The organism is Spiroplasma endosymbiont of Labia minor, from assembly GCF_964019845.1.
Lineage (GTDB): Bacteria > Bacillota_I > Bacilli_A > Mycoplasmatales > Mycoplasmataceae.
On record NZ_OZ026465.1, the window covers coordinates 659,039 to 680,630 of the forward strand.

The following is a 21,592-nucleotide window of genomic DNA, read 5'->3' on the forward strand; positions in this document are numbered from 1 at the left end:
GTACATTTAATCAGTCCTCTTTTCTTATTTTTATAATTATACCAATAAAAAAGAACTAATAAAATAGTTCCTTTTTCAATTAAATTTTATCTTACAAACTCAAAATTTAATATCCCATACTCTAATTTTGCTGAATGTGATTTACTACTAATTATTTTAATTTTGACCCTATTTTCTAGATTTGCGTATAATACATTATTTTCAACTTTAAAAATTACAGATACTTGTGTTTCTCAATATGCTAAACCTGAACGACCAGATCCAGATGCAATATTTATTATCACTTTTTCATTACCATCAATTGATTTTTTAACATCTGTCATTTCTAAAATTTTAGAATCTATTTCATAATTTAACACACCATCAAAATTTCAAAATTTTAATTTATTATCTTGTTTAAAATTTATTTTTAATTTGCTAAAGATATCATAAATAGAACTATTTGCATGATTTTCTGTCAATTTAGAAATATCTGCTATTTTTTTAAAACCACTTGTAGAAGTTTCTTCGTTTGGTGTTGATCAGTTAGATGCAGAAGTTAACATTGTATCGTAGTCAAAATCATATTCAACATTATTTCTATTTACATACACAACTACATTAACATTAAAAGCTGCATCTTTATATTCTTCATTCCCTTTTGCTTTAAAAGCAACGCTGTTAACTTTATAAATACCATTACCATCAGAAATAATGCGATCTGGATATGTAATTTGTCAACTTAAGGCATTAAATGCATCAATTAAAACATTATCATCTTTGATTATTTCTATTTGCGAGATAATTTCTTTATAAATTGTTGATTCGTTATTTTTGATATCACTAATTGATGGATCTTCTTTATCAATACTAATTGATAAAGGAAGAACTAAATTATCAATGGCAGTTCAATCAACATTCATTTCATATTTAATATCTACATTTAAATCTACAAAACCAGAAAACATTGGATTTGTTGATTTTGCATAGACAGATAATGAACAATCCTGTGCTTTATTATCTGATAAATCACAAGTATTGTGTTTAATATCAAATGTATCTGGTAATTCATTCAGAGAAGTTACAAAATAACCATAATCTGATTGAAATTCTGGATCATACAAGCCGTTAATTCCATCATGAACAATTTTTTGAATTTTTTCATCCTCTGACATACTTTTTGACAATATCGAATTAAATTTTTCTAAATGAAAAGAATTTAAACTATATTTATCATCAACAATATGTCCATTATCAATTTTATATTGTTGTATTGCATCTGTAACTATTGGCACACTTGTTGCACTAAAACTTGTTGAAAATAGTAGTAATAAGATTTTTCGCATAACATGCACAAATTAAACTAAACACATTAAAAATGTGTTTAGTTTTCCTTTCTTATTTTGTCTTATATTCTTATTTTAAAATCATTACAATTTATACACAGTAAAAAATCACTTCCCTGTATACTTATTTAAACACATTTAAAAATAAAATACAACCTATTTTAATTATTACCTAAAAATTTGTTCTAAGATATTTCATTAATATTTTATTTAAAATACAAAAAATAATATAATAATTACGAGGTGAAAATATGAAAATTAATTTAAATGAAACATTTAAAACAGACAGAAATGAAACTATTTCTTGAGCTGAATTATTAAAAAACAAAAAAGGTTTAGTATTATTTTTTTATCCAAAAGCTTTTACATCTGGATGTTCTCTAGAAGTTGCAGCATACAATAAACATATCAATGAATTTAATACTTTAAATTATACAGTTGCAGGAATTTCAAGAGATGAAATTACAAAAAATTATGATTTTTCATGTGAATATGAATTAAAATACCCTCTTTTATCAGATAAAAACGATAAAATTCATAAAGAATTTAATGTTTTAGGAACTAGAACAGATTCAAATGGTGAAAATATAGAAAATGCAACGATTAGATCTACTTTTATTATTGATAATAGTGGAAATGTTGTTAAAGAATTCAGAAATGTTGAACCTGTAAAACATATTGATGAAGTTTTAACGTACATTAAAAACTAGTTGCATAAAAAAATGATAAACGCACAAACTCATTTTTATCTTGGTGATGGTAGAGGGAAAACTTCAATCTTAAATGGTTCATTATTGAGAGCAGTTGGTAATAATTTAAAAGTTGCCTATGTAAGATTTCTAAAAAATTGACCAACAGGTGAAATAAATATTATCAAAAATAAATTTAAATCAGAAATTGATTTATTTGATTTTTACAATTCATCAACAAAATTCACAAATCAAATTAATGAAGAAGAATTAAAAACGCTAAAAAAAGAAGTGGAAAACGGTATCAATGTATTAATAAATTTAATTTCATCAAATCAATATGATTTAATTCTCATAGATGAATTATTTGGTTGCTATGATGCAAAATTAATATCAAAAAATAAGCTAATTAAATTATTACAATTAGATCACAAAAATACTGAATTGATGTTTTCTGGACATAGTATAGATTATGAATTTTTTAAATATGCTGATTTAATTTCAATAGTTAGTGCAGAAAAACATTATTATAATACAAAAAAACTTTTAGCAAGAAAAGGCATTGAATTCTAATGCTTTTTTTTATTTGAAATAAATTAATTATCAATTATCCGATTTGATAAACTAATTAATTGATTAATTTGTTTTTGATTCATAATATTAATATTTATTATCGTAATTTCAGTTCTTGGATTTATTACCATTAATTTTGTAATTTTAATATTTGAATTTGCCTCTTCTATCATTGTTTTATACAAATTTAATTGTTTTGTATATCTTTCAATATGATTAGTTCTAGAAGTTTTTAAATCAATAAGAATTCATCCATCTGTTTGTGTTTTTAATAATATATCTGTTGTTCCTAAATACGTACCAATATGTGTTGAGTAAAAATATGATTGTTCTGAATAGATTTCAGATATTTTATAGGTATATAAAATAGCATTTAATTCAGATATTATTCTCTTCACCAATTGCATATGAAATTTATCAACATCTTCATTATTTGGAGTATTAATTTTTGGACCATTACGTTTTTTTATGGCTTCATCCACTAATTCATGTACTTGTATTCCCCTATTTATTGCAATTTCCAAATTTTTCTTTGGCACATAATTTTTAAAATACGGTGAATCAAGATCTAAAATTGTTGTCACAGTTGGAAGCATGATAATATTGTTTTTATCTATATATTCACTTATTTTATTATCAATTGATTGTGGTATTTTATGTTTATCAAATTGAGCAATATAGTAATGATTATTAGCATCTATATTGATATGATTTGTTAAATTATTATATTTCATTTTATTGCTCTCTCACTTTCAATGTTTATTTTACAACATATTTACATATAAAAAGAACCCGGGCAGGGTTCTTTCGCATGGATCTGAACAAGTAAAATATTATCTAAGAATTAAAATAAATAAAATCATTTATTTGATAGGGCTAAACAAATTTAAATGGGGCTATTTACTAATTATCTCATTCAGATACTATAAGTATACTATAAAATTACTCATTTTTACAGTGTTTAACACAAATAATTTAAATTTCGTTATTATAAAATTAATCCTCATTTTCTTTTAATAATTTATCGTATTGTTTTTTTAAGCTTTTTTCTTTTGTATTGATTTCTTTAAATTGATTATATAAAGCAATAAATTTAGTTTCTAAATTAAATAATTCCACATTAAAATTATCTAAATATTTAATGGTTTTATCTAAAATTTCAACTTTTTTTTCATAATTATTGATATTATCAAACAATGACATGTATTTATCGATTGATTCTATTATTGTAATTAATGTAGTTGGTCCCGCAATAATAACTTTCTTTTTAAAAGCCATATCTATTAAATCTGTTTGTCCAATGATGAAAGAAAAAATGCTTTCTGATGGAACAAACATAATTGAATACACAACATTATCTTCTGCACTAACATATTTTGCTGTTTCATCTATTCGTTTTTTTACATCAGTTTCAAAGGCTTTTTTATGATTTTTATAATCATCTGGATTATTTTCTTCATTGATTTCTATTAATTTTAAATATTCCTTAAATGGCATTTTAGCATCAATTGGAATATTGATAAATTTATCACCATTACCTTTAATAAATAAATCTGGTCGCAATGATTTGCTATCTATTGTTTTTTGCATTGTGTATTGCGTTTCAAACAATAAATTTTTACCTTTAAAATTACCAGCAATATTTGCCATCATTCTTTCTAAAGTATATTCTCCTGCTTTTCCAGCTTTATTATTTTGTGACAATAAATTATCTAATTTATCTAATTTATGCTTAATGTTATCAATAAATACTGTTTTTTGTGATACATCGTCTATTTTATTTCTAATTTCATTTGATGATAGGTTAAATTTATTTTGTGTATCATTTAACTGTGTTGTAATATAATCTTTTACTTGAGTTTCAACCGAATTTATTTTTTCATTACTTTCCGTTCTTAAAGTTAATAACTGATTAATTACATCATTTTTGACATTGGAACTGTTTTGGGTTAATTCCATTTTTAGCGAATTTAAATCAGATTTAGTAGTTGTATCTGTTGAGTTATCTGCTTTCTTTTTTAATTGTAAAATTAATATAACAATAGCTAAAATAACAAGTACTGTAACTACTGCGAAAATACCATATAACATATAGAATATATTTCTCCTTTGATTTGTTCATTATAGTCACTTTTTATAACTAAAGTACGCGTATATTTTATAACATATGATTACAAAATTAATTATTATCTCGCAAAAATAAAAATGTGATCTAATAGATCACATTTATTATATAAAACTAGATAATTGTTAATTGTATAATTTATAAATTGAACCTTCATTTGTACCTAAAAGAATTGTTTGATTTGAAAGTTGTGTAATTCAAGCAGCATTGCCATCTAAAGTACCGTCAACAATTCTACCTGTACCATCGCCAAATGATTTATTAACAGTACCATCTCTGTTTAGTCTGTAAATTGAACTACCATCATTTGTTCCAGCAAGTATTGCACCATTTGAAACTTCAGTTATTATATTAATTCAACCAATGAATGACTGATCATCTAATTTGCCTGTGCCATTACCAACTGATGTGTCAATTTTACCCTCAGCTGTTAGTTTATAAATTGATCTATCATTTGTACCAGCTAAAACAATACCATTTGAAAGTTCAGCAATTGATTCTAAACCAGATTTATCAAAGTTTGTTTCAATAATGCCAGTTCCATCACCAACAGATGTATCAATTTTACCTTCAGCTGTTAGTTGATAAATTGAGCCACTTTGACCAAAATTTGTACCAGCCAAAACAATTCCGTTATCTAATTGTATAATTGCTTCTATATAGCCGTGTAATGTTTTATTTTCTAACTTACCAGTTCCATCACCAACAGATATATCAATTTTACCTTCATCTGTTAATTGATAAATTGAACCTTTGCTAGTTCCGGCTAAAATAATTCCACTTGCAAGTTGTGTAATTGTTTCAATAGCTCCATCAAAAGTTTGATCTTCTATTTTACCATTTCCATCTGTACCAACAGATGTGTCAATTTTACCTTCATCTGTTAATTTGTAAATTGAGTTATCTGATGAACCGGCAATTATAGTTTTGTTTTTAAGTTCATCAATAACTAAAATTGAAACTCCTAAATTTGATTCAATAATTTTTTCAACCGTTCCTGTAATATCTGTAATACCCACAACACCACAAGACATAACTGAAGAAACACCAAAATTAGTCAATCCAAAAATTGCCATTAAATTCAATAATTTTTTCATTATAAATATATTCCTTTACAAAATAATGTAGTATCACTTCATTTTACTACATTATTATTATAACATATATCGGCTAATTAAACTAATGCCCATAAACATTGACCATTATTCATGGTTGTTGGTTTTCTCTATTTTTTAAGAAAACTTATAAAATCGAAACTAATTTTATATTCGTTTTTTACAGAAAACATATGTTATGACAATTAGTTTTATTCAAATAAAAATCTCACAATCGGTATTAATTAACTCAAAAAATTATTCAATTATTTTTCATAATAAATACGCTCAATTTAAAGTTAAACCAAATCATGCTAAAAATTTAGAAGTTCTATTTGGATTTTTATAACTTATTAAATTTGAAATTGTACCAATAATTAGTAATATCGGCAGTAACAAAAAATATACAACAGTATTTAAACCAAAGCTAAATCCAAAAAGCCCCAAAGCAGAAAGAGTGAATAACACAAATAAACCAAAACAAGCAAACAATAAATTTATAATTAAAATTGATAATAAAAAAGCATAATTTGATTTTTCATTATCTACTTGTTCATTTTTTATTTAATCATTATTTTCATCATCTTTATCCAAAACTAAATATGGTATTGATAATGGAAAAAATCAATAACCAATAAACACAAATATTTTTTTAATCTTATTTTGAGTTATTTCTAAAATATTAGAAATAACTGCCAACAATAAAATTATTGCAATTGCAAAACCAATTCATCAAATTAGAACATTTTTTAAATAGTAACTATTAAAAAGTGCAATAAATAAAGCTAAAACAAGCATTAAAAGAAAATGCAAATTTAACGTAATAATTGATGTAAACAGTATTTTACAAGTTTTGGTTTTATTTTTCATATGCAAACCTCAGAAAATTTAATTTCATCTTAAGAATATATATTCTTTTTATATTTTACTAAAAAAATGCTTCAAAATTTGTCTTATTTAATATTTTAAAAGAAACTTCACCACCAAGTTCATTTTTAATTTGATTTGCTAAAGTTTCAATAGCAATTAATAAATCATTTTTACAATCTGTTTGAATGTTTTCAATGCAAAGAATTGCACTAGTTGTTTTTTCTGTTAAAATTGTTCTTTTCCCTTCTCTTCAATTTAAGCAATGACAAATAACTCCTAAATTATCTTTGTAAACAAGTTCTCCTTCATATGGTGGTTCTGAAATATCTGATCCATATGTAATAAAATCTTCAAATCCAGTTGCTTTTATCAATAGCATATCGCCACTTATTTGATCTATATCTTCTCCTCCACATGGAAAACCAAAATTCAAAGAAATGTAATTATATATATCAACCAATGGATTTATTGGTGTTAATTGATGATTGTTTTTTGCTCTTTTTAATAATGCTTCAATTGACAATCTAGCACTTTTTTTGTCTTAAATTTTGTGAAAGCTTCCCTTCAAGTTTTAATAATTTCATTACTTGTAAATTCTTCATCTGCTAAAAATTTTAGTGCATTTTTTTGTGCCAAATTCAACATATTTTGATATTTAATTTCATCTGTTTTTTGATTATTTATTTCTTTTGCTATGATAATTCCTATTTCTACATCAGGAAATAAATTTCAAAATCTTCATTAATAATTATTTTTCCCATAAATTATTTTTCTCCTTTAACCTATATAACCAATTTTAAGTATACTAAAATTATTTTTTATTTATTATATTTCAAAATAAATAGGATCAATTTAAAGTTAAACCAATTCAGGCAAAAATATTTAAAACCTTAATTTGTTTTTTATAATTAATTAAATTTGTAATTGTTCCTATAATTATCAATAATGGAAATACTAAAAAAATAGAAACATATCTACGTCAACATCTAATTCATTTGTTTTTAAAAATAACATCGAAAACAAAACCATAATACCTATAGATGAAAAAACTAAATTAATAATTGAAATTATTACTAGAAATGTATAATTATTTTTTTCTACCTGTTGATAATTTTCATCAATAATTTTACTTGTAATCAAATACGGAATTGATAGTGGTAAAAATCAATAACCGAAAAATATAAAAAATTTATTAATATCATTATATTTAATTTCTATTATATTACATATTGATGCAATTAATAACAACAGCGAAACAACAATACCAATTAATTTGATAAGTGTAGATGTATCATCAAATTTGTTGAGAAATGAAAATATGGAACTTAAAAATATAATAAAAAATAAATGAAAATTTAATGTAATCATTATTGTAAACAAAATTCTGTTAATTTTGGTTCTTTCTTTCATTAATTTGCACCTCATCCTACATCTGGAATTAATGTTCAGAAACCAATTCAAACTCCATTTCCTTTATCGACTAAACTGAATATGAAAGAGTTTGCAACACAAAAAATACCAAAAATTGTTAAAGTAATTCCTATTTTAGGAAACATATTTCCAATTGCTTGCCCAACATCGGTAGAATTTGATGAAAAATCTAAAATGCTTGCAATATTTTTGGTTGCCTGTTCATCAAAATGTAACCTTCATCAACCAAATCAATATCAATGTTCCACTTTTCAAAAATTACCAAACGAATTTTTTTCAGAAAAAGAATTAAATTCATTAGGTTTAACTATATAAAAAATATTATTACTAAATGTTATTAAGTTTAAATTAAATATTTCATTTAATTTATTTTTGAAATAATCTGATTTAAGTATAGAAAAAATATCATCATTTAAGTTATACTGTTTTAATCGATTTATATTTATGTACACTTTATTATTTTTAAAAAATAGTGATTTTTCAATTGCTGATTTTAATATTAATTCATTTTTAATATTTTTATTAATATAAAAAATTAAATTTATCTGCAATAAATTTGTTTGAAAATTGTTGGTAACAGTAAAAAAATTACTAAAAAAATATGCAATATTTTTTTAGTAAAAATACCTTTCAAATAGCTAAAAAATACTAGCAAATTAATTTTAACATGAATATATTCACCAATTGACTATTTATGAATAAATAAAAATCAGTGTATTTTGATAAATACACTGACTAAAATTATTTATTTTAATTTAAATGAATTATATTCATCATCTGAAACAGAGTTTAATCAAAATGTCTCACCTGGTGTTAATACTAATTGCGTAAAATAGCTGTCATCAACAGCTCCATGTCAATGTTTTGTTTTGGTGGAATATTAATTACCATTTCTTTTTGAAGAATTTGAGGTTTTTTATTTTCTTCACAATATAAGCCTTCGCCTGCAACGGCAATCAAAATTTGTGCAGATGAATGATAATGTCAGTTGCTTCTTGATTTATTTGCAAATGTGACATTTACAATTTGTGTATCTAATGGTTGTTTATCTGCAAGTATCATATTTAATCAGACATCATCATTAAAATTTTCATTAAGACTTGTGGTTTTCACATTTTGTCCTAGATCAAAAAGTCCCGTTTCTTTTATTTGTTTTTCATCTAATTTCATATAAATACTCCTTTTATTTTTTAGTAATTATTGCTTTATAATGTTGATAACTAAATCATAAATTATCATTTCAATGATATTTAGTTTTATCTAACTCATCTACTGTTAATAAATTATTAACTACATGATTCGGATTGTATATTAATACTCTTCCCATAGCTACTGCATCAATGTTTGCATTCATCGCCTTGTTGACATCATCTAATGAACCAAAATTACCAACAGTTATAAGTGGTGTTTTTGTTCATTTTTTAACTTCAGTTGCAATTGGTAAGCGAAATAATTTATGGCCTAAATCTGCAATTATATCTGACATTCTGACACGCGCAAGTGTTTCACCACTAGATACGTGAAAATAAATTAATTTATTTTCTAAAGTCTTAACAAATGGTTTATATGCTGTTAATTCCATCCCACCAGGTGTGTGATCTGTAAATGAAACTCTTATTCCTACTGGAATTTTTACTTTCTCATTAATTTCATCAATTATATCAATAATTAGTTGTGTTCTAACTAAAATATCATCACTAACTATAACATCATTTAATTTTGGAGAAATTAATTCTGATAATAAATAACCATGCGCTGCGTGTATTTCAACAAAATCAAAATTGGCCTGTTTTGCTCTAAAAGCTGCTGCTATAAATTTATCTTTTATTATTTTTAAATCTTGTATACTTGCAATTTTTAATTTATCTTGATTCATATAATCAAAATATTTAGTAAGTCCAATTGTTTCCGTGTCTAAATCTGCTTTCGAACCAGCATGGTTTAATTGTATACCAGCAATTGCGCCACCTTTTTTAATTATTTTGGCAACTTTAGTTAGATTTTCTATATGTTCATCTTTTCAAATTCCTAAATCATTTTCACGAATACGCCCTTCTTTTGAAACTGCTGTTGATTCTACAATAATTGTCCCAACACCACCATATGCTCTCGCACCATAATGTTGAATATGAAAATCATTTGCAAATCCATCTGATGCCATTAATGTATCCATTGGTGGCATAACAATTCTGTTTCTTGCTGGTTTATCTTTAATTAATATTAATTCATCTGTTAATTTCATATTTTTCCTATCTATATTTAATACATAAATTTATGTATTAAAATTATTTTTATTAGTATAATTTCAAATATTGAAGTCATTCAATAATTTGATTTCAATATTTAGTTCAATTATCAAGCCAATTAAACTCATGACTACCTTCTGTGTATAAAACATTTTTATCTACATTGAGATTACCTTTTTGATTGTAAAGATACTGTGATTCATGACTATTTATAACACTATCATTTTTCACAGTTAAAAACATTGTTGGTATTTTACAAGATTTTGTAAAAGCTTGAATATTTAAAATTTGCGCATTATATTTTCTCATATATAAGTTTTGTAATTCATAGCTATAGGTAATAAATCTTTTTTCACTAAAAACAGAATGCAATAATGGAAAAACAATTGTATTACTTGATGACGGTGCAGATTCAATAATTGTTCATTTTAATCCTTGTTTTATTAATTGATCACCATAAACATCTATAGTTCTGCAAACTATAAATCCACCAAGTCCCTTACCAAATAGTCCAATTTCTTCTGCTTCAAAAACTGCAGAAACATAATCAATAACTGAAATCACATCAAAAATTTCAAGTCATCCTAAAGTAACAGGCGTTGATTGTGATTCACCATGATTTCTAAAGTCAACTAATGCTACTGAATAACCTAGTAGAATAAATTTTAAAGCATCAAAATAAGAATCAACATGTGATTTTTTAAAATCGTGAAATAAAATTATTCATTTTTTATCAAACTTACCTTTTTTTGTATATATTGCAATTTCAACATCATCTGCTGTTGGAATTTTTTCTTGCGTAAATTTTTCTCATCATTCTAAGGTTACTTTGTCATAATCACTTTTATTATAATTTCTTTTAATATAATCATATTTGTCTTTAATTGTTTTTGTTTCTTGTAAACCTATAGTTCCTTTTACAAAAGAAGAATTTATTTCAGGCTTAGTATCATTTAAAAACAAAATTATATCATCAATTGATTTTAATGCCATAAAGTAAATCTCCTTTTTACAGTTTTACAAAAATTTTAGCCAATTAATTTAACAAATCTATTATAATAGGTTCATTATTTTTTTTATCCGTTACAGAAAATGTTTCATGCGCCATTTCTGTTCACTTTTCTTCAATATTTTTGTTTGTATATAAAGTCATAATTAAATCATCAACAACAATTTCATCTCCTGCTTGTTTTTCAAGATAAATTCCTGCAGCATGATCAATTAAGTCTGTTTTTACTTCCCTACCTGCACCTAAATACATAGCTAAATAACCCAATTTATCTGTATTTTTAAATTCCAAATAACCATTTTTTTGGGCTTTGATTTCTATTTTATTTTTGCATGAAAAATTTTCCTCATAATCATCAAAAACAGATCAATCACCATTTTGTGCTTCAACGAAATTTTTCAAATATATTAATGTCGATCCATCCAATTTTTTTAGTACTTCTTTTTTGGCTTCTGCAATTGAATTAAATAATCCTGCCTGAACAAGTGATTCACCAGCTGCTGTGGTGCATAATTCTACTAAATCATTTGGTCCATGACCATTTAATGTATCTATGACTTCTTTTATTTCTAATGCATTACCAATGGCTTTACCTAATGGTTTGTTCATATCTGTTAACATGGCTGAAACTTTACGATTATGAGCTTTTCCGATTGAAATCATTGTTCTTGCTAATTTTCTAGCATCTTCAACGTTTTTTATAAAAGCACCAGAACCCACTTTAATGTCTAAAACAATACCATCGTCATTGATAGCTAATTTTTTTGACATTATAGATGAGACAATTAATGGTAATGAATCAACTGTTCCTGTAACATCTCTTAAAGCGTAAAGCTTTTTATCTGCAGGTACAATTTCATCTGATTGTCCAATTATAGAAATACCAACTTTATCAACAATTTGGTCAAATTGTTCTTCTGATATTTCTGATTTTCATGCAGGAAAAGATTCTAATTTGTCTATTGTACCACCTGTTTGACCAAGTCCGCGTCCAGACATTTTAGCAACTTTTAAACCAAACGAAGCCACTAGTGGTGCAAAAATTAGTGATGTTTTATCACCAACACCACCGGTAGAATGTTTGTCAACTTTAAAACCATTTATATTCGATACATCAAAGGTCTTCCCTGATTTTAGCATACTACCTGTTAAATTTGCAATTTCCTCATCATTCATACCATTAAAATAAATTGCCATTGTCAAAGCAGACATTTGATAATCCATCAATTTACCTGATGTAAAATTTTCAATTATTCAATCTATTTCTTGTTTAGTTAATGGTTTATTATGTTTTTTCTTTTCAATTATTTCTAAAAAATTCATCATTTTCCTCATTCGTTATTTGACTTAGATTAATATATTAAACCTTTCTTCTTTTTTGGTTTAGGTTTTTCAACCACTTTTTTAACAGTTTTTGGGTCCATATTTAGATATTTATCCATATTTTTTTGAACTTCTTTTTTAACATTTTGTGTTAACATATCAGCTTTAATTGACATATGTTTTTCTGGCATAAATGGTTTTCCAAAGATAACTCGAACAGTTAATCTACCTTTATGACTAAAAGTTTTATACGAGTCTATAATTGTCACTGGTATTACTGGTGCATACGCCATTTGAGCAACTTTCAAAGCAGCCCCTTGTCATTCACCAAGTTCATTTGAACCTGTTCTAGTACCAGATGGAAAAACTACTAAACTGCGTTTATATTCAGTGATTAATTCCTTACCTGCTTTGAAAGCATCCAGTGCAGATCTTGATGATTCTCTATCTAATGGAATAGCATCAACTAATTTAATAAATCGTGAAAATAGTTTTGATTTTCATAATTCTTGTTTTGCAATAAAAGCTAATGGTTGTTGTTTTTGAAAATTATTTATGGCAAATAAAAAAACTGGGTCAAAATTTGATTCATGATTTGGTGCAAGAACAACTCCTCTATCTAATCAATTTTCAATATCTATGACTTCTATTTTGATATTTGTTAAAAATAGACAATATTTGGCAATTTTTTTTATTCAATTATATCTATATTCTTCTGAATAAAAATTTGGATCAACAGTCATTTTTTTTGACATTTTCTTGGCTTTTCTTAACGCAAACAATAATCTAGGTCAAGTTCAAAAAACTCTTCATCCATTCAATTTAGTTTTTTCTTTTGCTTCAACAAATTTTTCCGCATTATTATCATTTACAGTTATTTCTACAACATTTTTTTCTTCTGCTGAATCGCTGTCATTGGTAATATTAGTTTGGTTTTCTTTTTCTAACATATTATTTAAATCCTTTCATAATAATTAACTAAAAAATCTTCATACTTATTTGTTTTAATCAATTTAAATTTTTCCAAATTAATTGGTGATATATATATATCACCATCATAATCTTTATTTATTATACTAATTATTAATTTATCTGCAAATTTTATTGCTAAATCAAAAATTGCTTTACCACCTATAACATAAATATTTTTATTCACATTATTAAAGTATGGCTTTAAAAAAGTATTCAAATTATTAATAAAGTGCAAATTATCAAATTGATAATTTTCATATTTATTTGTATTTCTTGTCAAAACATAATTTTGTCTATTTAAAAGTGGTTTTTTTATTGAGTCAAATGTTTTTGAACCCATTAAGATATCATTGTACATTGTAGTTTCTCTAAAATGATTCATTTCTGCTTTTATTTTTCATGGCAAATTATTGTTTTTACCAATGACACCACTTTTTGTTTGAGCTCATATTAAATTAACCATAATTATACAGATACCAAACCTTTGATTAATGGATCATGCTCATAATCTATTAATTCAACATCACTTGCTTTAACTTCAAAAATAGATTTAAAATTATTAATTTTGACTTGTGGTAATTTATGTGGCGTTCTTGTCAATTGCAATTTAACTTGTTCTAGGTGGTTCAAATAAATATGTGCATCGCCAATTGCATGAATAAATTCTCCTGCTTTTAAATTACATTCTTTTGCAACTAATTCCAATAGCAAAGAATATGAGGCAATATTAAATGGTACACCTAAAAATAGATCTCCAGATCTTTGATATAATTGCAAATTTAAATAATCATTTTGCACATAAAATTGAAATAAAGTATGACAAGGTGGTAAAGCCATTTTGGGAATTTCTTTTGGATTTCAAGCCGACAATATTAATCTTCTTGAATTTGGGTTTGTTTTAATTTGATTTAATAATTCCATAAATTGATCAACACCATCAAAATTACGTCATTGTTTACCATAGACAGGCCCTAATTCACCAAATTTTGCTGCAAAAGCATCATCTAACTGAATTTTTTCTATGAATTGTTCTAATGTTTCTCCATTATATGATGATGATTTTTTAAAAGTTTCATATGGCCATTCATTTCAAATATTAACTTTATTATCAACTAAATATTTAATATTTGTATCACCCGCAATAAATCATAATAATTCATGAACTATTCCTTTTCAATAAATTTTTTTTGTCGTAACAAGTGGAAAACCATTTTTTAAATCATATCTTGTTTGTGTACCAAAAACAGAAATAGTACCTGTTTTTGTTCTATCATCTCGTTTGATTCCATTTTCAGAAACATATTTTAATAACTCTAAATACTGCTTCATATTCTTACCTCATCATCGCAACTGCAATTGCGTATTCTTTATCGTGACTTATACTAATTTCTATATTTTTATATTCAGAAGTTAAAATTACTGGACGTTCATTTTCATAACCAATATCTATTTTATTAAAATTTGTTGGTATATCTATTACTTTAATTATCGCTTCTTTTGCAGCTCATCTGCCTGCTACAAATTGCATTTTTCTTTGTTTTGAAGAAAAATCATTCAATATTTGAAGTTCATTTTGAGATAAAAATTTTATCAAAAATGATTCTTTTAAGCTAATTCTTTTTATTTTTACAATATCTATACCAATCATATATATTTTACCTATTCTATTAAACTGTATAATCAACCATTTGCTGTCAATTATCATTGAAATAATGTAATACAACATTGTTTTGACCATCAGTTCTATCTGTACTTGTATAAATAGAGACATTTGCTCCAGGAACAATTTCTCATCCCGAAATTAAAACTAACGAACTATACATATCTGGTAAAAAAGACAATGTTCCATTAATTAAATCATATTGATTCAAATAATATATATTTTTCATTCAGTTATATAATAAATCAGGATTTTTTAATATATCAATTATATAATTTTGATTTAAAGTTTCTTCATCAGAATTTTCTAAAATATTTGCAGCTCTTAAAAATTCATTATTGTCTATGCTATTATTTGCTGCATAAAAACCTTCAAAATCTTTTTTGCCCATTCTTTTGTTTTGTCTATAATTATCTAATTGTTCTTTTAATATCGTAAATGAACCGACACCTTGAAGTGATTTTGTTGGAGCTATTCCATTTGAAAAACTTGAATCTGAAATATTTAAACCACCCATTAAAATTATTGATTCTAATATTGCTCTTTGTAATGACTGTGTATCTGACATACCATAGTCTGCGCATGATCTTGCAGAAATATCAAAATAATTATTTGAAGTGTATCCTTTTAAAATTGTATTATTTAAAGTTGTTAAAATTTCTTGGGGTATTTTTGATACATCACCAGTTCAACCTTCTGCTGGCATCGCCGCCATTGGCAATAATAAATATTTTGAAAAACATTCAGCAGTATAATTTAGACCCATTTTAGGTACTATTTTAGACATCTTACCAGTTACAGCTTTTTGTTTATATCTATTACCATATAAAATAATATCTCTAAAACGATTAACAGATTCTGGATCACTAAAATCTACAGAACCCAAATCTTGATTAACTATATCTTGGGTATCTGTTTTAAAAACCGGTAAGGCAACAACAGATGACATACCAAAAGTTCACATTATGCCTCAAATAAAACCTAAAATAGCACCAAATAGTACATCTGTATGTCTATTAATACGAGCTTTACTTAATTTTCTTTTCAAAAATGTAAAATAAATAATTATTCCCACAATATTAAAAATAAACAATAACACTATTTGTAAAGACAAAGAAATTATTGAAGAAACAAGCACTGAAACTATTTTATGACTAAATGATGGAGCATCTATTGAAATATTTGGTGCTTCTGTTGGAAATAATATTGACATCAATTGATTTAAAAAACCAGACATGTAACTACTAAACGTTTTTGTTAAATTGTCAATATCAAAATTATCATTAATAATTTTCATCACTGGTGTTGATATTGCCTGAACGACAAACGGAACCATAAACAAATTAAACAAAAAAACAACTAAATTAATGCCTAAAAAATACATAACAACATATGTACCTTTTGACATACCAATAATCATAAAAATAATTATTATTAACAAAGCAATTGTGTCAAATATTCATCATGGTCCGATATTAATTAACATTTGTTTTTGCCCCATTTCGTAATAATTATAATAAAATAATCATATAAATGGAAACATTTTAGAAAGGAATTTAAATATCCTATGGTTTCTCAGTCATTTAAAAATGTAGATAAAAAAATAATTAATAACATTCGTAAAGATTTTAATATTAATGACAATATTATGAGTTTTAATTTTAATGGTGGAAAAGTGACATTATATAAAAACAATACCGTTTTAATACAAGGTTCAAATATTGAATGATTTTTGATAAAATATTTTGATTTTGAAGTTGAAAAAATACCAACAACAGATGTAATCGGATGTGATGAAACTGGAGTTGGCGATTATTTTGGTCCATTGGTTTCAGCTTGCGCATATGTTTCAAGTGAACATATTGCAGATTATCCAAATCTTTTCGCTGAAGTTACAGATTCAAAAAAATTATCAGATGTTACGGTTGTTGTTTTAGCAGAAAAACTAAGAGAAATAATCCCTTTTAGAATTCAAGTTATGCAAAATCTGATTTATAATGAATTGCAAGTGCTTTATAAAAATGCTCATGCATTAAAAGCGCTAATACATAATAAATGTCTGCAAAAATTTCTTCATAATTACCCAAATTTAATAGATAAAAAAATAGTTATTGATGAATTCACTTCTAAAGGTAATTATTATAAATTTTTACGAAATGCTCATGCAGATCCTATCAAAAATACGTTTTTCTTACCAAAAGCAGAAGTTAAAGTAATAGCTGTTGCTGTTGCATCAATATTGGCTAGAGCCGAATTATTAAATCAAATGCAAAAATTAGAAGCAGAATTTAATATCACTCTTCCATTTGGCGCAAATAATAATGTAAAACAGTTAGTTAAAAAATATAAGTTACAATTCCCAGTAAATATTCAAGAACAATTCATAAAAATACATTTTAAAATATAATAAAAAATTAAGCACACCTTTTTTGGATGTGCTTAATTTCATTTATAACCTATTTAATTAATCTCTTCAAAGTCAAATTAATGCATTTGCAGGATTGTCACATGCGCAAACTGCTTTCAAATTTTCATTCATTTCTTTTAATTCAATTTTTGCTTTTATATAATTTGAATAACCATTTTTTAAAGATTCTTGGACAATTGGACCGGCTTCAACTGCTGCTAAAATAGTTTTTCCATTATCTAATTGTTCTCTAATATAGTCAAGATCTCAATTTAATACTTCCACATAATTATTTTTATCTAATGCCATATTTATGTCACCTCCAAATCTATTTTACACTTTACAATTAAAATTTATGACAATTTAATATTTACAGGTTCAACTTTAACATATTCAATATTGACATCACCAAACATTTTTTTTGATGCCATAGTATTTTCTGTTGTTGCATATTTATCACATGCATAAACTATTTTTTTAATACCAGCTTGAATAATTGCTTTTGTACACTCGTTGCAAGGAAATAAAGTTGTATATATCGTTGTATTATTTAAATTTGTTCTTGAAGAAACAATTGCATTTAATTCTGCATGGACAACATATGGATATTTAGTTTCCATTCAGTTTTCTGAATTATTGCCTCATGGATATTCATCATCATCTAGTCCTCTTGGTAAGCCATTATATCCTGATGATAAAATTTGATTTAAATCATTAACAACAACACAGCCAACTTGAGTATTTGGGTCTTTTGAACGCATTGCATTTAGTTCGGCAATGGCCATAAAATAGGTTTCTCATGAAATATAATTTTTTCTTTTTTGCATACTTTTATACCTACATAGTAATAATATTTAAATGATCACCAGGGATAATATCAAATATAACATTTCACTTCAATAATTCATTTGCAATGTGAGTTGCCTGATCTACAGACATTAAATTATAATACGCATAAAAGCCTAAAGATTGTAAAACATCAGTTGACATTGCAATTGTAAAAGTTGGAATAAAAATTAAAACAACCGGTGTTATAACAAATGCCCCAAGCATTACAGATGGAAAAGCGATAAATCAATCTTTATCTTTTGTTGAAATAGCACTCAATATTAACGTAAAGACATATCCTGATACAAAACCTAAAAATATTATAAAATAAACAGACATATTGCCAGAAAATATTGGTCATACAAGCAAGATAAAAAATGGTCAACCCGCAGCTTTTCTTGCATAAATATTAATAATGGTTTTCTTTGATGTACCAAAAAATAAAGCCGAAGTTATTGTCGCAATTATTAATGGTGAAGCTGTGAAGGTTGTTTCTGGAAAAACAACACCTGTAAAAAATCCACCGATAATATAAGAACCAAAAACAGTAATTAAAACATTTCATCAAGAAGTGGTTGTTGCATACATTCTTGCTGTTAAAAATATTAATCAACCTAACGCAGCCATTAAAACTATGCCAAAAATTATATCATTATTGATTGCAACAAAACCTCATGTAAAAATTCGTCATCATTGATTTGCATTTCTCATCAATGGACCATTTAATGCACCAAAAAATACTTGAAAAGTAGTTGAACTAACATAACTAGAATCTAAAAAAGTAAATCTAAATTGTGCCAAAAAAATAGTTGCAATTGGAAGGCCCGCAAAAAGTATTATCATCAAAACACCCATAACTGATGTTTTTTGTTTTAAATTTTTTACAAAATTATCCAAATCTTTGACAACTTTAGAATCTGGATTATTTAATTCTTCTTGTAATTGTTCAATATTATCATCATTGATTTCTGTTATTGAAGCATCAATTCCTGTTGATAGAGAATCTTTTTTATTTTTAAATTCTTCTGGTTCAAAAATTATACTATTTGCTTTTGGAAAATAAGTTTCTAACTGTTCTATCAAGTTTAAATTATTACCATAAATATATTTAATATTATCTTCATTTTTGTCTGAATTAATAATTTCATCTGTAATGAAAATGTATAAACATTTAATTTTTTCTCTTGGTGTTTTTTTTAAACTTTTTAATAATTCATCAAATTCATTATCTACAGAAAAATCCGCATCATAACGACCAATATATATTGCATTAAATGTCATACTATTTCGTGATAATAAATATGATGTTTCGTGCGTTTTATGATTTGAATAAGCTTTAAAATGTTCATGTTTAACAAAGTAATTCACTAAACTTAAACGAATTTGCTCATATTCTAATTGCATATTATTTCACCTTTACTTTTAACATATTTATTCTATCACTTATTTTAGTACTTAATTTAATTTCAAATAATAAACGTTCATTTGTTATTGGATGATTGAATTCTAATTTATAAGCTTGCAAACATTGACCATTTTTGTCTTTGCGATCAGAGATAAAACCGTAGAGTGGATCACCAATTACTGGATGATTTATGAATTTCATATGTACTCTAATTTGATGAGTGCGTCCGGTTTCAATATTGCAACTAATTAATGTTGCATCTTCAAATCTTTCTAAAACATGAAAATTTGTAACAGCCCTTTTTGAATTTTTATCAGTAACAGTCATTTTTTTTCTGTCACCAGAATGTCTACCAATCGGTGCATTTATAATACCTTCATTTTCGTAAATTACTCCATGAACTAAAGCATAATAATCTTTATGAACTTCATTATTTGCAAACATTGTTACTAATTTTTTATGTGCAGCTTCTGTTTTAGCCACAATCATTAAGCCTTCAGTTTGTTTGTCCAATCTATGGACAATTCCAGGTCTAATTTTATCACCAATTTGTGATAAATCCTTAATTTGATGCATCAATCCATGTACTAATGTATGTTCTCAATTTCCAGCTCCAGGATGTACAACCAAATTATTTGGTTTATTTAAAATTAATAAATGTTGATCTTCATAAATGATTTCAATATTCAATTTTTCTGGTGTTATTTCATATTCTGTTGGTTCTAAAATTTCTATTTGAATTTCATCATCTATTTTTAATTTCATTTTATTGTTTTGTAAAATCTCATTATTAATTTTGATTGCTTTTTTGCTAATTCATTTTTGAATTTGTGTTCTTGAAGCATCATAAAATGGCTTTATTAATTCCGAAATAATTTTATCCGCTCTGCCATTTTCAATAACTGTTAAAACAATTATTTTGTTATTCATTTTCTTTGTTCTCCGATTTTTTATTTGAATCATTTATTTTAGAATCATTATTTGGTATTTTTTTATCCTTATTTGATGATATTCATTTGCCATCTTCATCTTGAATCAATAATCCCTTTTTAATTTTTATAAAGTTAATTAAAAGTAAAATCAATGTCACAATCAAGCGAATTATCAAATAAGCTATTGCGATATTAACCCATACATCTGCGATATTAAAAATATAGTTTGGAACAGAACCAAATCATTTTATATCTCAAACTAAAAAATCAACAACACCACCATGTATTCCATCAGGAGTTGATGGTGCTCAAGCTCTAGCCAATAAGTTTGCAAATGAGCCTGCAAATAAAAATGTTATTCCTATAATTCATGTTTTAGAATTAACGAAAATTAAAACAAAAATTAAAAGAAATGTAATTACAGAAGCTAAAGATATTGCCAACGCCGGATTATCTGAATTCATTCCGTATGCTGAACCCGGATTTAGAATATATTTTAAATTTAAAAATCCAGGAATAAAATCTTTTGTTTCTCCATAAGACATTGATGTTTGAATAACAGATTTTGTAATTCAATCAAAAGCAACTAAAAAAATAAATAATGGCAAACAGCAAATCAATTTAAATTTTCAATCAAAATTATAATTTCTTAAAAAAAACAATACTTTATCACATATTAATTTAAATTGCTGCTTCATTTATT

Annotated in this window: 25 protein-coding genes and 1 pseudogene; 4 read left to right on the forward strand and 22 right to left on the reverse strand. The window is 25.3% G+C overall.

Features of this window, described 5'->3' with window-relative positions; genetic code table 4:
- Positions 1–86 precede the first annotated feature (86 nt).
- Positions 87–1,325: a hypothetical protein gene (locus AACK85_RS03405; protein ID WP_338969361.1), complete on the reverse strand. Its 1,239-nt coding sequence runs from the start codon at positions 1,323–1,325 to the stop codon at positions 87–89.
- A gap of 251 nt (positions 1,326–1,576) precedes the next feature.
- Between AACK85_RS03405 and AACK85_RS03410 the strand changes: the two genes are divergently transcribed.
- Positions 1,577–2,035 carry a peroxiredoxin gene (locus AACK85_RS03410; protein ID WP_338969362.1) on the forward strand — a complete coding sequence of 153 codons (459 nt, stop codon included), beginning with the start codon at positions 1,577–1,579 and terminating at the stop codon, positions 2,033–2,035.
- Between the two features lie 12 nt (positions 2,036–2,047).
- The gene (locus AACK85_RS03415; protein ID WP_338969363.1) at positions 2,048–2,587 is read left to right on the forward strand and encodes a cob(I)yrinic acid a,c-diamide adenosyltransferase; all 540 of its coding nucleotides are present in this window, start codon (positions 2,048–2,050) and stop codon (positions 2,585–2,587) included.
- A gap of 23 nt (positions 2,588–2,610) precedes the next feature.
- Here the strand turns inward: AACK85_RS03415 and AACK85_RS03420 are convergent, their stop codons facing one another.
- The 3 genes from AACK85_RS03420 to AACK85_RS03430 form a co-directional block, all read right to left on the reverse strand.
- A complete protein-coding gene (locus AACK85_RS03420) occupies positions 2,611–3,321 on the reverse strand; it encodes a hypothetical protein (protein WP_338969364.1) in 711 nt (236 codons plus the stop codon).
- Between the two features lie 262 nt (positions 3,322–3,583).
- On the reverse strand, positions 3,584–4,678 hold the full coding sequence (gene rmuC / locus AACK85_RS03425; protein ID WP_338969365.1) for a DNA recombination protein RmuC: 1,095 nt from the start codon (positions 4,676–4,678) through the stop codon (positions 3,584–3,586).
- A gap of 159 nt (positions 4,679–4,837) precedes the next feature.
- Positions 4,838–5,809, reverse strand: a complete 972-nt coding sequence (locus AACK85_RS03430) for a hypothetical protein (protein ID WP_338969366.1) — start codon at positions 5,807–5,809, stop codon at positions 4,838–4,840.
- A 196-nt stretch (positions 5,810–6,005) separates the two neighbouring features.
- Between AACK85_RS03430 and AACK85_RS03435 the strand changes: the two genes are divergently transcribed.
- Positions 6,006–6,155 carry a hypothetical protein gene (locus AACK85_RS03435; RefSeq protein WP_338969367.1) on the forward strand — a complete coding sequence of 50 codons (150 nt, stop codon included), beginning with the start codon at positions 6,006–6,008 and terminating at the stop codon, positions 6,153–6,155.
- Positions 6,156–6,370: 215 nt separating this feature from the next.
- Here the strand turns inward: AACK85_RS03435 and AACK85_RS03440 are convergent, their stop codons facing one another.
- The 13 genes and pseudogenes from AACK85_RS03440 to AACK85_RS03500 all read right to left on the reverse strand — a co-directional run bounded on the left by AACK85_RS03440 (position 6,371) and on the right by AACK85_RS03500 (position 16,803).
- Positions 6,371–6,676: a hypothetical protein gene (locus AACK85_RS03440; protein WP_338969368.1), complete on the reverse strand. Its 306-nt coding sequence runs from the start codon at positions 6,674–6,676 to the stop codon at positions 6,371–6,373.
- Positions 6,677–6,734: 58 nt separating this feature from the next.
- Positions 6,735–7,402, reverse strand: a pseudogene (locus AACK85_RS03445) (B3/4 domain-containing protein).
- Positions 7,403–7,630: 228 nt separating this feature from the next.
- Positions 7,631–8,086: a hypothetical protein gene (locus AACK85_RS03450; RefSeq protein WP_338969370.1), complete on the reverse strand. Its 456-nt coding sequence runs from the start codon at positions 8,084–8,086 to the stop codon at positions 7,631–7,633.
- A complete protein-coding gene (locus AACK85_RS03455; RefSeq protein WP_338969371.1) occupies positions 8,086–8,658 on the reverse strand; it encodes a hypothetical protein in 573 nt (190 codons plus the stop codon). The genes AACK85_RS03450 and AACK85_RS03455 overlap by 1 nt, the downstream gene beginning before the upstream one ends.
- Before the next feature lie 268 nt (positions 8,659–8,926).
- Entirely contained in the window at positions 8,927–9,277 is a 351-nt protein-coding gene (locus AACK85_RS03460) for a hypothetical protein (protein ID WP_338969372.1), read from the reverse strand.
- A gap of 13 nt (positions 9,278–9,290) precedes the next feature.
- Positions 9,291–10,349, reverse strand: a complete 1,059-nt coding sequence (locus AACK85_RS03465; RefSeq protein ID WP_338969373.1) for a hypothetical protein — start codon at positions 10,347–10,349, stop codon at positions 9,291–9,293.
- Positions 10,350–10,401: 52 nt separating this feature from the next.
- Positions 10,402–11,346 (reverse strand): hypothetical protein, encoded by a 945-nt coding sequence (locus AACK85_RS03470; RefSeq protein WP_338969374.1) that lies wholly within the window; start codon positions 11,344–11,346, stop codon positions 10,402–10,404.
- A 43-nt stretch (positions 11,347–11,389) separates the two neighbouring features.
- Positions 11,390–12,688: a thymidine phosphorylase gene (locus AACK85_RS03475; RefSeq protein ID WP_422397523.1), complete on the reverse strand. Its 1,299-nt coding sequence runs from the start codon at positions 12,686–12,688 to the stop codon at positions 11,390–11,392.
- Positions 12,689–12,714: 26 nt separating this feature from the next.
- Complete coding sequence (locus tag AACK85_RS03480; RefSeq protein ID WP_338969376.1) at positions 12,715–13,635, reverse strand: lysophospholipid acyltransferase family protein; 921 nt, start codon at positions 13,633–13,635, stop codon at positions 12,715–12,717.
- Positions 13,636–13,640: 5 nt separating this feature from the next.
- Positions 13,641–14,120, reverse strand: a complete 480-nt coding sequence (locus AACK85_RS03485) for a dihydrofolate reductase (RefSeq protein WP_338969377.1) — start codon at positions 14,118–14,120, stop codon at positions 13,641–13,643.
- A 2-nt stretch (positions 14,121–14,122) separates the two neighbouring features.
- Positions 14,123–14,986 (reverse strand): thymidylate synthase, encoded by an 864-nt coding sequence (locus AACK85_RS03490; protein ID WP_338969378.1) that lies wholly within the window; start codon positions 14,984–14,986, stop codon positions 14,123–14,125.
- Positions 14,987–14,990: 4 nt separating this feature from the next.
- A complete protein-coding gene (locus AACK85_RS03495; protein ID WP_338969379.1) occupies positions 14,991–15,305 on the reverse strand; it encodes a holo-ACP synthase in 315 nt (104 codons plus the stop codon).
- Between the two features lie 19 nt (positions 15,306–15,324).
- Positions 15,325–16,803 carry a hypothetical protein gene (locus AACK85_RS03500; protein ID WP_338969380.1) on the reverse strand — a complete coding sequence of 493 codons (1,479 nt, stop codon included), beginning with the start codon at positions 16,801–16,803 and terminating at the stop codon, positions 15,325–15,327.
- Positions 16,804–16,884: 81 nt separating this feature from the next.
- Between AACK85_RS03500 and rnhC the strand changes: the two genes are divergently transcribed.
- Entirely contained in the window at positions 16,885–17,724 is an 840-nt protein-coding gene (gene rnhC / locus AACK85_RS03505; RefSeq protein WP_338969381.1) for a ribonuclease HIII, read from the forward strand.
- 57 nt (positions 17,725–17,781) lie between these two features.
- Here the strand turns inward: rnhC and AACK85_RS03510 are convergent, their stop codons facing one another.
- From AACK85_RS03510 to AACK85_RS03530, 5 genes are read right to left on the reverse strand one after another with little or no spacing between them, the layout of a single operon-like run.
- Positions 17,782–18,033 carry a hypothetical protein gene (locus AACK85_RS03510; protein ID WP_338969382.1) on the reverse strand — a complete coding sequence of 84 codons (252 nt, stop codon included), beginning with the start codon at positions 18,031–18,033 and terminating at the stop codon, positions 17,782–17,784.
- A 44-nt stretch (positions 18,034–18,077) separates the two neighbouring features.
- Positions 18,078–18,551 carry a dCMP deaminase family protein gene (locus tag AACK85_RS03515; RefSeq protein ID WP_338969383.1) on the reverse strand — a complete coding sequence of 158 codons (474 nt, stop codon included), beginning with the start codon at positions 18,549–18,551 and terminating at the stop codon, positions 18,078–18,080.
- Between the two features lie 10 nt (positions 18,552–18,561).
- On the reverse strand, positions 18,562–19,956 hold the full coding sequence (locus AACK85_RS03520) for a hypothetical protein (RefSeq protein WP_338969384.1): 1,395 nt from the start codon (positions 19,954–19,956) through the stop codon (positions 18,562–18,564).
- 1 nt (position 19,957) lies between these two features.
- A complete protein-coding gene (locus AACK85_RS03525) occupies positions 19,958–20,887 on the reverse strand; it encodes an RluA family pseudouridine synthase (protein ID WP_338969385.1) in 930 nt (309 codons plus the stop codon).
- Positions 20,880–21,587, reverse strand: coding sequence for a signal peptidase II (locus AACK85_RS03530; protein WP_338969386.1), 708 nt, complete (start codon positions 21,585–21,587; stop codon positions 20,880–20,882). The genes AACK85_RS03525 and AACK85_RS03530 overlap by 8 nt, the downstream gene beginning before the upstream one ends.
- Positions 21,588–21,592: the final 5 nt, after the last annotated feature.